The 14,208-nt window shown below is 32.7% G+C and carries 13 protein-coding genes; 12 read left to right on the forward strand and 1 reads right to left on the reverse strand.

All coding sequences use genetic code 11. The features are described 5' to 3' along the window. Positions 1-6 precede the first annotated feature (6 nt). The 12 genes from L1S35_RS09440 to L1S35_RS09495 all read left to right on the forward strand — a co-directional run bounded on the left by L1S35_RS09440 (position 7) and on the right by L1S35_RS09495 (position 13,401). Entirely contained in the window at positions 7-972 is a 966-nt protein-coding gene (locus L1S35_RS09440; RefSeq protein ID WP_236399901.1) for a polysaccharide deacetylase family protein, read from the forward strand. Then, the gene (locus tag L1S35_RS09445) at positions 972-2,072 is read left to right on the forward strand and encodes a hypothetical protein (protein WP_236399904.1); all 1,101 of its coding nucleotides are present in this window, start codon (positions 972-974) and stop codon (positions 2,070-2,072) included. Before L1S35_RS09440 ends, L1S35_RS09445 begins: the two co-directional genes overlap by 1 nt. Then, positions 2,073-3,224 carry a glycosyltransferase family 4 protein gene (locus tag L1S35_RS09450; protein WP_236399909.1) on the forward strand — a complete coding sequence of 384 codons (1,152 nt, stop codon included), beginning with the start codon at positions 2,073-2,075 and terminating at the stop codon, positions 3,222-3,224. Positions 3,225-3,286: 62 nt separating this feature from the next. Beyond that, positions 3,287-3,904 (forward strand): sugar transferase, encoded by a 618-nt coding sequence (locus L1S35_RS09455; protein WP_236399915.1) that lies wholly within the window; start codon positions 3,287-3,289, stop codon positions 3,902-3,904. Further along, a complete protein-coding gene (locus L1S35_RS09460) occupies positions 3,901-4,947 on the forward strand; it encodes an ATP-grasp domain-containing protein (protein ID WP_236399918.1) in 1,047 nt (348 codons plus the stop codon). Before L1S35_RS09455 ends, L1S35_RS09460 begins: the two co-directional genes overlap by 4 nt. Positions 4,948-4,950: 3 nt before the next feature. Next, positions 4,951-5,760 (forward strand): NAD-dependent epimerase/dehydratase family protein, encoded by an 810-nt coding sequence (locus L1S35_RS09465; RefSeq protein WP_236399920.1) that lies wholly within the window; start codon positions 4,951-4,953, stop codon positions 5,758-5,760. Next, on the forward strand, positions 5,757-6,410 hold the full coding sequence (locus L1S35_RS09470) for a metallophosphoesterase family protein (RefSeq protein WP_236399923.1): 654 nt from the start codon (positions 5,757-5,759) through the stop codon (positions 6,408-6,410). Before L1S35_RS09465 ends, L1S35_RS09470 begins: the two co-directional genes overlap by 4 nt. Continuing rightward, positions 6,411-6,977, forward strand: coding sequence for a sugar transferase (locus L1S35_RS09475; RefSeq protein ID WP_236399925.1), 567 nt, complete (start codon positions 6,411-6,413; stop codon positions 6,975-6,977). It abuts the gene before it with no gap. A gap of 1 nt (position 6,978) precedes the next feature. Then, complete coding sequence (locus tag L1S35_RS09480) at positions 6,979-8,115, forward strand: DegT/DnrJ/EryC1/StrS family aminotransferase (RefSeq protein WP_236399927.1); 1,137 nt, start codon at positions 6,979-6,981, stop codon at positions 8,113-8,115. A gap of 61 nt (positions 8,116-8,176) precedes the next feature. Beyond that, positions 8,177-10,123, forward strand: coding sequence for a polysaccharide biosynthesis protein (locus L1S35_RS09485; RefSeq protein ID WP_236399929.1), 1,947 nt, complete (start codon positions 8,177-8,179; stop codon positions 10,121-10,123). A 113-nt stretch (positions 10,124-10,236) separates the two neighbouring features. Beyond that, positions 10,237-10,998 carry a polysaccharide biosynthesis/export family protein gene (locus tag L1S35_RS09490; protein WP_236399932.1) on the forward strand — a complete coding sequence of 254 codons (762 nt, stop codon included), beginning with the start codon at positions 10,237-10,239 and terminating at the stop codon, positions 10,996-10,998. Positions 10,999-11,001: 3 nt separating this feature from the next. Continuing rightward, positions 11,002-13,401 carry a GumC family protein gene (locus L1S35_RS09495; RefSeq protein ID WP_236399935.1) on the forward strand — a complete coding sequence of 800 codons (2,400 nt, stop codon included), beginning with the start codon at positions 11,002-11,004 and terminating at the stop codon, positions 13,399-13,401. Positions 13,402-13,406: 5 nt separating this feature from the next. Here L1S35_RS09495 and L1S35_RS09500 read toward each other — a convergent pair whose 3' ends face one another. Continuing rightward, the gene (locus tag L1S35_RS09500) at positions 13,407-14,144 is read right to left on the reverse strand and encodes a tyrosine-protein phosphatase (protein WP_236399937.1); all 738 of its coding nucleotides are present in this window, start codon (positions 14,142-14,144) and stop codon (positions 13,407-13,409) included. Between the last annotated feature and the right edge of the window lie 64 nt (positions 14,145-14,208).

Here is a 14,208-nt window from a genome sequence, read left to right on the forward strand (position 1 = left end):
TTAAGCATGAAAAAAGGAGCTTTAGTAATCTCACTCGATTTTGAATTGGTATGGGGCATTTTTGACCATATCCAAATTAGTGATAGAGTTGCCTATTTTGACAATACTTTATCAGCCATTCCTAAAATGTTAGCACTGTTTGAAAAGAATAACATCAATGTAACTTGGGCTACAGTCGGCATGCTTTTTAATGAAAATTGGGACGAATGGAATGTCAATATTCCGAAAGCTATTCCAAATTATGATAATCAAAAATTAGATCCATATAACTATGGATTGAAATATCAAAAAAGCGGATTCGATCGGTTTTTTTTTGCTCCCAATCTGATTAAACAAATAAAAAGTGTTAAAGGTCAAGAAATCGGAACACATACTTATTCCCATTATTATTGTTTAGAAAAAGGTCAAACTATTGAACAATTCGACGCTGATTTGGCTCAAGCTGTAAAGATGGCTACAAAATTCAATGTTGAATTATATTCACTAGTTTTTCCAAGAAATCAATACAATAAAGCTTATTTAGATATTTGCTCAAAGTATCATTTAGAAACCGTTAGAACCAACCCGGATTCCTGGTATTGGGATACTACAAAACCCGAAACCCTATTTTCAAAATTAGCTCGTACCGGTGATGCCTATTTGCCGATAGGTAAAAAATCATATTCGGCAGACAGTATAAAATCGGAAGGAGTTGTTTGTCAAAATGCAAGTCGGTTTTTAAGACCACAGCACAAATTCGAATTTTTAAACAGTACAAGGTTAATCAGAATTAAAAATGAAATAATACACGCTGCCAAAAATGGAGAAGTCTATCACTTATGGTGGCATCCTCACAACTTTGGTATAGATACGGTTAATGCACTAAAAGCACTTCAGGAAATAATAACTGTTTTTAGTAATTGCAGGGAAACTTACGGAATGGAAAGTTTGACCATGAAACAAATAAGCGATAACTGTTCACAACTCAAATAATGGAAACTAACCGCTATTTAGTGTTCTCAAAATCGTATAAAATTTATACTGTATTATTTGCCTATCATTTAATTTTTATTGTTTTTTCATATCAACTCAGAATATCAAAAACGGCAAGTGACGCTCATTTATACTGGGGAAAAACACTAGACATAAATAACTATTCCTGGCTGGATTTTGCCAACTACGGTGCTAAATTCATAGTGTTTTTAAATTATCCTTTCATTAAATTAGGATTTCCTTTTTGGAGTGGATTTCTACTATATGGCCTTATCGGTTTCTTTGGAATTTTAAAATGGGTACAATGGTCGGAGTTTGTCGTAAAAGATAAATTCACTTATAAAGGATTTAACTTTTTATACTTGCTTTTTTTTCTGCCAAACCTTCATGTTTGGACATCAGTTATTGGTAAAGAGCCAATCGTTTTTTGGGGAATAGCTGCAGTTATTTATGGATTTACAGCACAAAAGTATAATACCTTTTCTTTTATAGCGGGAAGTATAGCGGTTCTTATTATTCGCCCTCATGTAGCATTGATGTTACTTACTGCTTTTGCTATAGCCTTGCTATTTCAAAAAAAATATGCTCTTAAAAAAAGAATTGCCATAGCCTCAATTACTTTTTCGGGAGTTTTACTTTTATTGTATATCGTATTTCAAACTACCAATATCAAGTATTGGAATTGGAAAAGAATTAGCTATTTCAATGACTATTCTATTTTGTCATTCAAACATTCCGGGTCATATGTGCCTATGTTGGATTATAATTACTTTTACAAATGGTTTTCGTTTCATTTTCGTCCGCTTTTTTACGATGCGCATTCGTTGTTAGCCATTTTTGCCAGTATGGAGAATTTAATTTATCTCATTATTTGCGCTACTGCCTTGTTTTTTGCCCTTCGATTTTACTCTAAAATAATCTATTCGCCAGAAATGAAAGTCGTATTTTTATTTACTTTTATCGCCAGTATATTATATGTTGAACGATACGCTAATCTGGGTATTTTTATGCGAACCAAAATGATGTTTCAGCCCTTTTTGCTAGTAGCTTTTCTTTTAGTAATTAAGCAAGGTATAACACTTAAAAATTTAAAGGATTAGATGAAAAAACCAAAGCTTATTCGCATTACTACTGTACCTATCTCATTAGATAAATTGTTGAATGGGCAACTTCGTTATATGAGTACTTTTTATAATGTTATTGCTGTTTCATCTGATAAAAAGTACTTGGATAAGATTGGTGAAAAAGAAAACATCAGAACATTTCACCTCGAAATGTCCCGAAAAATAACACCAATAAGTGATTTTATAGCGGTAATTAAACTCTCTCTTTTTTTTAGAAAAGAAAAGCCATTAATTGTTCATACGCATACACCAAAAGCAGGAATAGTTGGAATGCTGGCTTCAAAATTAGCCGGTGTGCCTCACAGATTTCATACTGTTGCCGGATTACCTCTACTGGAATCCAAAGGATTTAAACGAAAACTTTTAGATTTTGTAGAAAAACTAACCTACAGCTGTGCCACTAAAGTATATCCCAACTCATATGGATTGTTGGACATTATAACAAAGAACAACTATTGTCCGATTTCTAAGTTGAAGGTAATTGCTAACGGAAGTTCTAACGGTATTGACACGGCTTATTTTAATCAGGAATTGTTTAGTGATGCTCAAAATGCTAAATTAAAAAAACAATTGAATATTGAATCGGAAGATTTTGTATTTGTATTTGTAGGCAGATTGGTAGCCGATAAAGGAATGAATGAAATGATAGCAGCGTTCAAATTAGTAAATGAAAAATATCCCAATGCAAAACTACTTTTAGTGGGAGATTATGAATCCGATTTAGATCCGTTAACTTCTGAAACTTTTGCCATTATCCAAAATAATAAAGCTATTATAACTGTTGGTTTTCAGAGCGATGTGCGTCCTTATTTGGCTGTTTCAGACGCCTTGGTTTTCCCAAGTTACCGAGAAGGATTTCCCAATGTGGTAATGCAGGCTGGAGCGATGGATTTACCAGCAATTGTATCCAATATAAATGGTTGTAATGAAATTATTGTTGAAGGCCAAAACGGAACCATCATTCCGGTAAAGAATACATCAGCTATCATTGAAAAAATGGAATTGCTGCTAACGGATGCCAATTATTTCAAAAAACTACAATCAAATGCCAGACAAATGATAGTGTCACGTTATGAACAAAAAGTTGTTTGGGAAGCGATTTTGGAGGAGTATAGGAATTTAGATTAGTTTGCGGTTGTCAGTTATTTGTTTAATTACACTAAATAATAGTTATTTTTGCCAAAAAAAGAATGTACACTAGAATAGTAAAACCCTTAGCCGATACCTTCGCCGCTTTAATCGGTTTGATACTACTGTCGCCTTTATTTTTACTAATTACCATTTTACTCATTATTGCTAATAATGGGAAACCGTTTTTTTTTCAATTGCGTCCCGGAAAGAACGGTAAGATTTTTAAAATTGTTAAGTTCAAAACGATGAACGACAAAAAAGATGCTAATGGACAATTACTTTCAGACTCAAAAAGACTAACTGCCGTAGGTAGTTTTGTTCGCAAAACTTCTTTAGACGAAATACCACAATTGATCAATGTTTTGTTAGGAGATATGAGTTTGATAGGTCCCAGACCATTACTGCCGGCTTATCTTGAGTATTACACTCCATTTCAAAACAGACGACACGAAGTAAAACCAGGAATTACGGGATGGGCTCAAGTCAATGGAAGAAATACCATTAGTTGGGATCAGAAATTTGAATATGATGTTTGGTATGTTGACCATCAGTCTTTTATTTTAGACATAAAAATTATTTTTAAAACCATTCAGAAAGTTGTTGGAGCATCTGGTATTTCACCAGAGGATCAAGTTACAATGCCACGTTTTGATGATTCGCACATGAAGAATATATGAGAAAAAACATTTTAGTTACCGGAGCCGGAGCCTTACTTGGGCAAGGAATTTTGCGATTGTTACAGATTGCAGATTTTGATAAAAAGATATACACTGCAGATCCTGATCCGCGCTCTTCCGGGCATTGGTTAGGCGATTATGCCTTAACAATTCCAAAAGTTAGTGAAAGCTCATACATTAGTGCAATTAAAAAAATCATAGTTGAACATAAAATCGATGCTGTTTTGGTTGGAACCGATGTTGAATTGCCAATTTTAGCAAAGTACAAGGATGATTTCATAAAAGCATACAATTGCAAAGTGATTGTAAGCAGCGAAGAAGTTATAGATATAGCAAATGATAAATTTTTGACAGCAGCTTTTTTAGAAAAAAACAACTTCCCATTTCCTTTTTCGGTAATGGCAAATGATAAAAGTAAGTTGACAGAAATTGAACAAAAACTTGGATTTCCTTTGTTTGCCAAACCTTTTGACGGTGCACGGTCCTTGGGAATTAAGAAAATACACAATCATGATGAATTGATGGAGATTTATCATCCGGAAAGTAATTTGGTTGTGCAGCAATATCTTTCCGAATCAGAAGGAGAATATACTTCGGGCTGTGTCGTTGTTAATGGAAAATGTAAAGTAGTGGTAACACTGAAACGTGATTTAAGAGATGGCAACACCTATCGCGCTTATCGCGATGCCGAAACTTCAAAATACGATTCTTTTATTATTCCAATTGCCGAAAAACTCAATGCTGACGGACCTGTTAATTTTCAGTTCAGAATATTAAATGGAAAACCCGTAATTTTTGAAATTAATGCTCGTTTTAGTGGAACGACTCCGCTAAGACATTTTTTTGGATTTAATGAAGTTGAAGCTTTACTGCTTTATTATTTATTTGGAAAAGAAGTAAAAGCCCCCGAATTAAATAATGGTATAGTTCTGAGAACTTGGTCTGACCTTTTTGTAGACGAAAAAGAATTCAATAGTCTGAAAGAAAATGGCGAATTTGAAAACCTAAATCCGAAGTTTTATAATTTTTCCCTAAAACAGTAAAAAGTGAAATTAGCAGTTGTAGTTGGTGCCAATGGTTTTTTAGGAAGTGCATTAGTTGAAAAGCTTTTGGACCATAATTTTAAAGTTGCTGCTGTTTATAATGCTGCTAAAGATAAAATCAATAAGGAAGCTGAATTATTTACCAACGAAGAGTTTCTTAACTCCAAATTAAAACCAGATTTTATCTTTTATCTATCTGGAAATTATGCAAGTTCACATTCAGCATTGTTGGAAATAAATGAGATTTTATACAAATACTCATTGAAATTCAATGATTCAAAAATGGTTTATGTTTCCAGTACCAATGTATATGGAAATACTAATGAAATTGTCACTGAAAATTCTCCCTTCAATAATCCGGGTTTGTATGCACAATCTAAATTGGCAGGTGAATTTATTGTAAAGACTATGTCTCATTTTTCGATTGTTCGTCTGTCATATATTTATGGATCAGGGATTAACAACAGTTCTTTTATTCCAACAATAATTGCTTCGGCAAAAACCGATAAGAAAATCACATTGTTTGGTGAAGGAGAAAGAGAACAGGATTATATCTACATTGATGATGCTGTTAGCCTTTGTCTGGCAAGTGCTTTGAATGGAAATAACCATACTTATCTTGGAGCAACAGGAATTTCTGTTTCAAACAAGAAAATAGCAGAAGAAATTCAAAAGCATATTGAGTGTGTTATTGAATATACCGGAAAAGAAACCGGACAATCATTTTATTTTAATCCGAAGCAGACTTTTGAAGCATTGAACTGGAAACCACAAATATCAATTTCAGAAGGAATTAAGAAGATGCTGTTATGAAAATTATAATTTTTGGTGACGTACATGGCAATCTAATTGCACTCGAAAAACTATTTGAAATTGAAAAATCGCAAACAGATTTGTTTGTTTGTCATGGTGATGTTGTTAATTACGGTCCTTGGACAAATGACTGCATCAACTATTTAAAAGATATTCCCAATTGTACGTTACTAAAAGGCAATCACGAGAAGTACTTCATTGATGGAAGTTATGATGGAACTAATAACATAGCACAGACTTTTTTCAGACATTGTTATCAGAATTTTGATAAAACTTTGATTAAAGAAATTAGAGGTTATGGAATGCAGACTCAAGTTGAAGATTACACAGTGCAGCATACAATAGGGAATCAATACATTTTTGCAGATACTGATATGTCTCAAATTAATATTGACAAAAATTACATCATTGGTCATTCTCATCAACAGTTTTTTAGGGTAAAAGATAATTTCAAATTATACAATACCGGAAGTATTGGTCAAAACAGACAGAATATTAACCAGTCTTGCTATCTAAAATACGATTCAAACACTAAAAAAATAGAATTGAAAAGTTATCTGCACGATATTGATAAAGTGATTAATCAGATGAAAACAGAAAAATATCCACAACTTTGTATTGATTATTATTTGTCAAAAGGAAGATTATAGATGCTAAAACGAATTTTTGATATTTTTTTTTCATTCATAGCTTTGCTTTTTTTATCTTGGTTATTGATACTACTATGGATTTTGTGCAGTATCAATACTAATGCAAACGGAATTTTTGCGCAGGAACGTATTGGACAATATGGCAAAATCTTTACGATTTATAAATTGCGAACTGTAAAAGTTTTTGATGATAGTATTTCTGGTTTTGGAGCTTTTTTGAGAAAATACAAAATTGATGAATTGCCGCAGTTGTGGAATGTGTTTATTGGAAATATGAGTTTTGTTGGGCCAAGACCTGATATAGCCGGATATTATGACACCTTGAAAGGAGATGAAAGAAAGATTTTGAATTTAAAGCCAGGAATTACAAGTTTGGCTTCGCTTAAATATGTTGATGAAGAATACATTCTACAGCAACAAGCAAATCCTAAGAAATACAATGATGAGGTGATTTTTAGAGATAAAGTAAAAATGAATTTAGACTATTACAATAATGGAAATTATTTAGTAGAGGATGTAAAAATTATAATTAAAACAATTTGTTCTTTAACAAAAATTAAATTTTAGAATGGAGAATTCAAAAATATGGCTCTCTTCTCCACATATGGGTGGAACCGAACAAAAATATGTTCAGGAAGCATTTGATACCAATTGGGTTGCTCCTCTTGGTCCAAACGTTAGTGGTTTTGAACAGGATTTAGAAAATTTCCAAAACGATGATGTGTTCGTTGCAGCACTAAGTTCGGGAACAGCAGCTATTCATTTGGGACTGATTTTACTTGGAGTTCAGGCTGGTGACGAAGTAATATGTCAAAGTTTTACTTTTTCAGCTTCGGCTAATCCGATATTATATTTGGGTGCTACTCCAGTCTTTGTCGATAGTGAAATTGATACATGGAATATGTGTCCTATTGCTTTGGAAGAAGCAATTGTTAACAGAATTTCAAAAGGGAAAAAACCAAAAGCCATCATTCCGGTTCATTTATACGGAATGCCTTTTAAAGTTGATGAAATCAAAGCGATAGCCCAAAAATATGAAATTCCAATTCTCGAAGACAGCGCCGAAGCATTAGGGAGTACATACAAAGGGAAAAAGTGTGGCACTTTCGGCGATATTGGCGTTTTATCATTTAATGGCAATAAAATTATTACTACTTCCGGAGGTGGAGCTTTGGTAACGCATTCAAAAGAAATAAAAGATAAAACCGTTTTCTTGGCAACTCAGGCTCGAGACAACGCACCACATTATCAACATTCTGAAATTGGCTACAATTACAGGTTGAGTAATATTTGTGCCGGAATTGGACGAGGGCAAATGGAAGTCTTAGAAAAGCATATAAAACTGAGACGCAATATGCATGATTTTTATGTTAATTTCTTTAAAAATATCGAAGGCGTAACAATTTTTCATGAACCAAATGCTGATTTTTATTCTAATTTTTGGCTGACCTGTATTGTCATTGATTCGGATAAATTAGGAAAAACACGAGAAGAATTAAGACTTACACTCGAAGGTTCGAATATTGAATCAAGACCATTGTGGAAACCTATGCATTTGCAGCCAATATTTTCTAACTATCCTTATTATGGTGGAAAAGTTTCAGAAAAGCTTTTCGAAAATGGTTTGTGTCTGCCATCAGGTTCTAATTTGAATGAAGATGAAAAAGGAAGAATCGCAAGTGCACTTTATCAATTTTTTAAATAATACTTTTGTCTAAAAATAAAAATAGATTATTTTAGTTTAAATTTGTCGTTTGCAAAAAAATATGAACCCTATTCTTAAGGTATTTAAAGGAGCTATATCCAGTAAAAGATTCCGTAATATTGGTTACTTACCAAGATGGATTATTTTTGCTATTGATGTAAGTATCGTTGCTGTTGCTTGCGTAATCACTTTTGTTATTGTACACAGTTTAAACGTAAAGCCTTATACCACTATTACGGTTCTATCTCAGTATAGTATAGTTGTAGCAGTAAACGCCATTTTTTTTGTCTTTTTTAAGACTTATAGCGGGATAATAAGACATTCTACTTTTATAGATGGTGTTAAGTTGTTAGTGGCAACAACTACCTCTTACACGGCCTTAATGGTTATTAACTATTCATTTCAAATTGTAGCAGGAACTAAATTATTTCTTTCAACAGGATTATTTATTACCTATGTTATTTCCTTTTTATTGCTATTTCTTTTCAGAATTTTGGTTAAAAACTTTTTTGAAAAATACTTACAGGTTGAAGATAAAAAGCAACTGATAAGAGCGGTTATTTATGGAGCTGATGCTAATGCTATATCGGTTGCCAATGCATTGAAAACAGAAAAACCATCCCGATTTAAAGTTGTAGCTTTCGTCGATAAATTCAAGCAGGATAAAACCTCAAAGAGTATTCTTGACTTACCAATTATTAATCAAAACAGAAGCATACATGTAATTTTGCGATCGGTCAATGCCGAATCGCTTATTATCGCTGAAAAAAGTCTGACAAAAGAAGAAACCATAGCGATTGTTGAAGAATGTTTAGAATATAACTTCAAAGTCTTTACAGTTCCGTTGATTACGGATTGGGAAGATCAAAAACAAATTTCCAATCAGCTTCAGCATTTTGCTATCGAAGATTTATTAGAAAGGAAACCAATTGTTTTAGATAACAATAAAATTTCAGCACAAATAAAAGGTAAAACCGTAATGATAACGGGTGGGGCAGGTTCTATTGGAAGTGAAATCGTTAGACAGGTTATCAATTTCAGTCCCTATAAAATAATTATTTTAGATCAGGCAGAATCACCGCTGCATAGCCTGCAATTAGAAGTTTCGGAACTTTCAAATGATGTTAGAATCAGAACTGTTTTAGCTGACGTAAAGGATTATCACGCCTTAGAATCAGTTTTTGAAAAGTACAAACCTGATTTTGTTTATCATGCAGCTGCTTACAAGCATGTTCCTTTGATGGAGGAAAATCCGTCACAAGCCATTTATACTAATGTAATTGGTACAAAAAATTTAGCCGATTTGTCGAGCAAATATCTAATAGAGAAATTCGTATTGATCTCAACCGATAAGGCTGTAAACCCAAGCAGTGTCATGGGAGCAAGTAAGCGTATTGCCGAAAAATATGTTCAGTCCCTGAATTATCATCTTATCAATTCAAAGAAAAAAATTACCACTAAATTTATTACTACCCGATTTGGGAATGTTTTGGGTTCTAATGGTTCCATAGTGCCATTGTTTACTAAACAAATTCAGGAAGGAGGTCCAATTACCATCACGCATCCCGAAATTATCAGGTACTTTATGACCATACCTGAAGCTTGTCAATTAGTACTCGAAGCAGGTGCTATGGGTAATGGAGGTGAAATCTATATTTTTGACATGGGTGAACCTGTTAAGATTATTGATTTGGCCAAAAAGATGATTCGTTTAGCAGGGTTTATTCCTGATAAAGACATCAGTATTAAAATCATTGGATTACGACCAGGAGAAAAGCTATATGAGGAACTGCTTAATGATACATCAAAAACATTACCTACCCATAATACAAAAATAATGATAGGGCAGGATACTATTGATGATTTTGAAGATGTGAAAATAGCTGTCGCAGAACTAATTGAAACCGCTCAAAAAAGATCAAGTCAGGAAATAGTAACTCTAATGAAAAAAATTGTACCCGAATTTAAGAGTATGAATTCACAGTTTCAAGTCTTAGATATTGATTAAATAACTATTAATGAATTTATCTACTTAAAAATATAAAATCAAATTGTAGCTTTGCGACATAAAAAGAGTTTGCTTTTAGCCTTGCTAAAACACACATTGTAAATTACACCATAATGATAAAAAAAATATTCTTACTACTATTTTGCCTGACTATAGTTTCTTGTGCTAGTAAAAAAGACATTCTATATTACCAAAATCTAAAAGACGGGACACAAGAATACATAAATTATTTACCAAGCTCCATTCAAATCAACGATATATTATATATAAAAATATCTGCTTTAATTCCAGAATCAGCTGAGCCTTTTAACATGCAAATAGGAGCAAATGCTACTAATATAAACATCGAAACCTATAGAATTCAGGGCTATTTAGTTTCTCAAGAAGGTAGTATAGTATTTCCAATATTAGGCACTTTGAAATTGGCAGGGAAAACTACCACCGAAGCACAAAGTATGATTGCCAAAATGCTCAATGATGGTGGCTATATAAAAGATCCAACGGTTAGTGTTAGAGTAATCAATAGTAAAATTACCGTTTTGGGTGAAGTTAAAAATCCCGGTACTTATAGCTATGATGAACAGAATTTATCGTTAAATCAAGCTATTGGGTTAGCAGGTGATTTGACTATAAACGGCGTGCGAAATGATGTTATGATAATAAGAGAAGTCAATGGTGTGCGAACTTATGCCAACATTGATTTGACCTCTTCTGATTGGTTTTCCAGCCCTTACTATTATGTCAAACAAAATGATATTATTATTGTGAATCCGAACGGACCAAGAGTTAAAGCGGCCGGTTATATAAACGGTCTTGGTTCTGCTTTAGGAATCATTTCGTTTGGTTTGACACTTTATTTATTGTTAAAAAAATAATTAATGGAAAATATTCAGTTAGAAACAGACAGCAGTCATAACGAGGTTAATATTTTAGACCAAATATTTAGGTATTTGCGTTATTGGTATTGGTTTTTGATTTCTATGTTGGTATGTTTTTTTGTTGTAAAAAATTATTTAGAACACACCATACCTATATATGAATCTAGGTCTAATATTAAAATTATTGATGATTCAAAGAATACTTTTGTGTTACCGGGTTCCGGATTAACTTCGATGTCGAGATCTAAAGTAAATTTAGACAATCAGATTGAAGTATTAAGATCGAATAGATTATTAGAGCAGGTTGTAAGAAATCTGAGCCTTAATACACAATATTATAAAGTCGGATATTTAAACAATATTGAGATTTGGAAAAACAGGCCTTTTAGTATTGAATGGTTAGGTAATGACATTGCCATGGATACCAAGTCTTTTGCAATTGAAATTGAAATCGTAAAAGGCGGATATAAAATTGTTACTTTCAACGGAGCTGAGGTTAACAAATTTTTCCCGTTTAATTCTATTCAATCCGTAAAGGGCATCTCTTTTAAGGTAAATCTTCAAATCGGGACTAGTTTAGAATCTCTCACAGGGAGAAAGTACTTAATAAGACATGCAGCAGTTACGTCAACAGTTATTGGGTTATCCAATAGTTTAAAAATTGTAAACAAAAATGAAAACTCCGACATTCTTACTATTTCACTATCAGCCAGTAATAAAGACCGTTCAGAAGCCATATTAAATGAAGTTATAAAGCAGTTTGATACAGATGGTTTATCAGACAAAAGATTGGTTTATCAGAACACTATTGAATTTGTTAACAATCGATTTAAATCTTTAGAACGCCAATTAGATTCCATAGAAACAGATAAAGCAACCTATAAGAGTAGCAATGAATTAACATTTATTGAGTCAGATGCTGCGACTGCTACTTCAGGGAAAATTCTAGCAAGTAATGACGTTTTTCAAACTGAAACACAAATAGCCTTATCAAAAATATTAGAACAAACGGTAAAATCAGATAAGAAATTGAGTTTGTTGCCAACTAATATTGGCGTTGCAAATGCAAATGTAAATGAGTTGCTAACTGGTTTTAACACTATAGTTTTACAAAGAGATAGACTATTAGTAAGTGCCGGCGAAAACAATCCAAATGTTACCATTTATAATAGCAAATTACAAGAACTTCAGAGAAATATTCTTGAGTCAATCAAAGCGTATCAAAGAGAGTTGCAGGTATCCTTGTCTCAAAACAACATAAACAAAAGAACTACTACAGGCAAGTTTAGAGCAATCCCAAACAATGAGAAAATTTTAAACTCGATTGAGCGTCAACGAAATTTAAAAGAGTCACTCTACATTCTACTTTTACAAAAAAGGGAAGAAGCTGCAGTTAATTTAGCGATTACCGCGTCATCCATAAAAGTAATAGATTATGCACTCACTGATGCCACTCCAATTTCACCCAAAAAAGGATCGTTCTACATCGGAGCATTACTTATTGGGTTGTTGATTCCTTTTTTAATTTTATACATAAGTTTTTTACTCGATGACAAACTTCATACTAAAGAGGATATCTTAAAATTAACCAGAAATAAAGTTATCCTTTCAGAAGTTCCGCATATCGATTCAGATGAGAGAATTACTAGTAGTAATGACAGGTCGTTACTTGGGGAATCTTTCCGGATTTTGAGAACAAATTTAACCTATATCTTCCCTTTACAAACAGAAAAAAAGGCTCAGACCATTATGGTTACCTCTACCATTAAGGGTGAAGGAAAAACATTTACTGCCTTGAATTTATCTATTTCATTTTCTATAATGAATAAAAAGGTGCTCTTAATTGGTGCCGATATGAGAAATCCTCAGCTGCATAATTATTTAACTGTAAAGAAAAATGAACTTGGACTTCAGGATTATCTATATGACACAGCTATCGATTGGCATAATGTTGTTAAACAAAATCAATTGGATACCAGTTTAGATATTATCTTATCAGGTACTATTCCGCCAAACCCGGCAGAGTTATTATCCAATGGTCGATTAGATAGACTTATCGCAGAAGCCAAGAAAGAATACGATTATGTTATTATTGATACCGCTCCAACGCTTTTGGTTACCGATACTTTGATAATATCTCAATTAGTCGATACTACTTTATATGTGGTTAGAGCCGATTATACTCCAAAGAAAATATTAGAGTTTTCAGTGAATTTGAGCGAAAAAGGCAAATTGAAAAATATGGCTTACGTAATCAATAATGTTGGTTCTAATTACAAAGGTTATGGCTATAGCTACGGTTACAATTACAAATATAACTATGCTTATGGCTATGGTTATGGTTATGACGATGGAAGTAACTCAAAGAAATCTTTTATAAAAAGATTGTTTGGGAAGTAATTGAATTAAAAATCAAAAATAGAATTGTTTTGAAAAATTGGAGTCAGGTACTCATAGTTTTTCAAAACAATTTTTTTATGCATAGCTTCTAAATGACGGCTATGATGAACATCAGAACCTATAAAATCTATCAGACCTTCTTTAACAAGAGTATTCGAAACTTTAGCTACATGCTCACCATAGTAACCCGTTGTCGATAACATATTTAGTTGAAATAAACAGCCAATATTCTTTAGTTTTTTGTAATCATTCATCGAATGATGGTAAAAACTATACCTTTCAGGATGCGCCAATACAGGTTGGTAACCACAAGTTTGCAATTCGTATAGTATTTCATATAATTGAATTGGTGGACTCAAATAAGATATCTCAACTAAAACATAATTCTCTTTTAAAGTTAACAATCGTTCCTTTTTGAACAATTCTCTAAACTCGGCATCCATCATATATTCAGCTGCCGCTTTGATAGGAACATTAACATTCAAAATCTTTAATTCCTGAATTGTAGTCGATAGCTTTTCATTTATTTGACTGCTGGTGTTTTTCCACACATCACTCATAACATGCGGTGTGGTGATAAACTTCTTAAAACCAATTTCCTGCAAACCTTTTATAAGATTTTCGGTATCTGTTATAGTAACAGCACCATCATCAATTCCGGGTAATAAATGAGAATGAATATCTATATAATTATTCGGAATTAAATCACGTAAATAAGGCTTTTGTTTGAAGAAATGAATCAAAATAAGTTATTTAATGGGTATAAATTTAATAAATAATACCCTAACTTCTCACTTTATAAACTAA

Source organism: Flavobacterium anseongense (genome assembly GCF_021608185.1).
Lineage (GTDB): Bacteria > Bacteroidota > Bacteroidia > Flavobacteriales > Flavobacteriaceae > Flavobacterium > Flavobacterium anseongense.

Excerpts from the sequence above, each read along its gene's own strand:
- L1S35_RS09445 (WP_236399904.1), top strand. The coding sequence starts at position 972 with ATGGAAACTAACCGCTATTTAGTGTTCTCAAAATCGTATAAAATTTAT.
- L1S35_RS09450 (WP_236399909.1), top strand. The coding sequence starts at position 2,073 with ATGAAAAAACCAAAGCTTATTCGCATTACTACTGTACCTATCTCATTA.
- L1S35_RS09480 (WP_236399927.1), top strand. The coding sequence starts at position 6,979 with ATGGAGAATTCAAAAATATGGCTCTCTTCTCCACATATGGGTGGAACC.
- L1S35_RS09440 (WP_236399901.1), top strand. The coding sequence starts at position 7 with ATGAAAAAAGGAGCTTTAGTAATCTCACTCGATTTTGAATTGGTATGG.
- L1S35_RS09490 (WP_236399932.1), top strand. The coding sequence starts at position 10,237 with ATGATAAAAAAAATATTCTTACTACTATTTTGCCTGACTATAGTTTCT.
- L1S35_RS09495 (WP_236399935.1), top strand. The coding sequence starts at position 11,002 with ATGGAAAATATTCAGTTAGAAACAGACAGCAGTCATAACGAGGTTAAT.
- L1S35_RS09470 (WP_236399923.1), top strand. The coding sequence starts at position 5,757 with ATGAAAATTATAATTTTTGGTGACGTACATGGCAATCTAATTGCACTC.
- L1S35_RS09460 (WP_236399918.1), top strand. The coding sequence starts at position 3,901 with ATGAGAAAAAACATTTTAGTTACCGGAGCCGGAGCCTTACTTGGGCAA.
- L1S35_RS09485 (WP_236399929.1), top strand. The coding sequence starts at position 8,177 with ATGAACCCTATTCTTAAGGTATTTAAAGGAGCTATATCCAGTAAAAGA.
- L1S35_RS09455 (WP_236399915.1), top strand. The coding sequence starts at position 3,287 with ATGTACACTAGAATAGTAAAACCCTTAGCCGATACCTTCGCCGCTTTA.
- L1S35_RS09475 (WP_236399925.1), top strand. The coding sequence starts at position 6,411 with ATGCTAAAACGAATTTTTGATATTTTTTTTTCATTCATAGCTTTGCTT.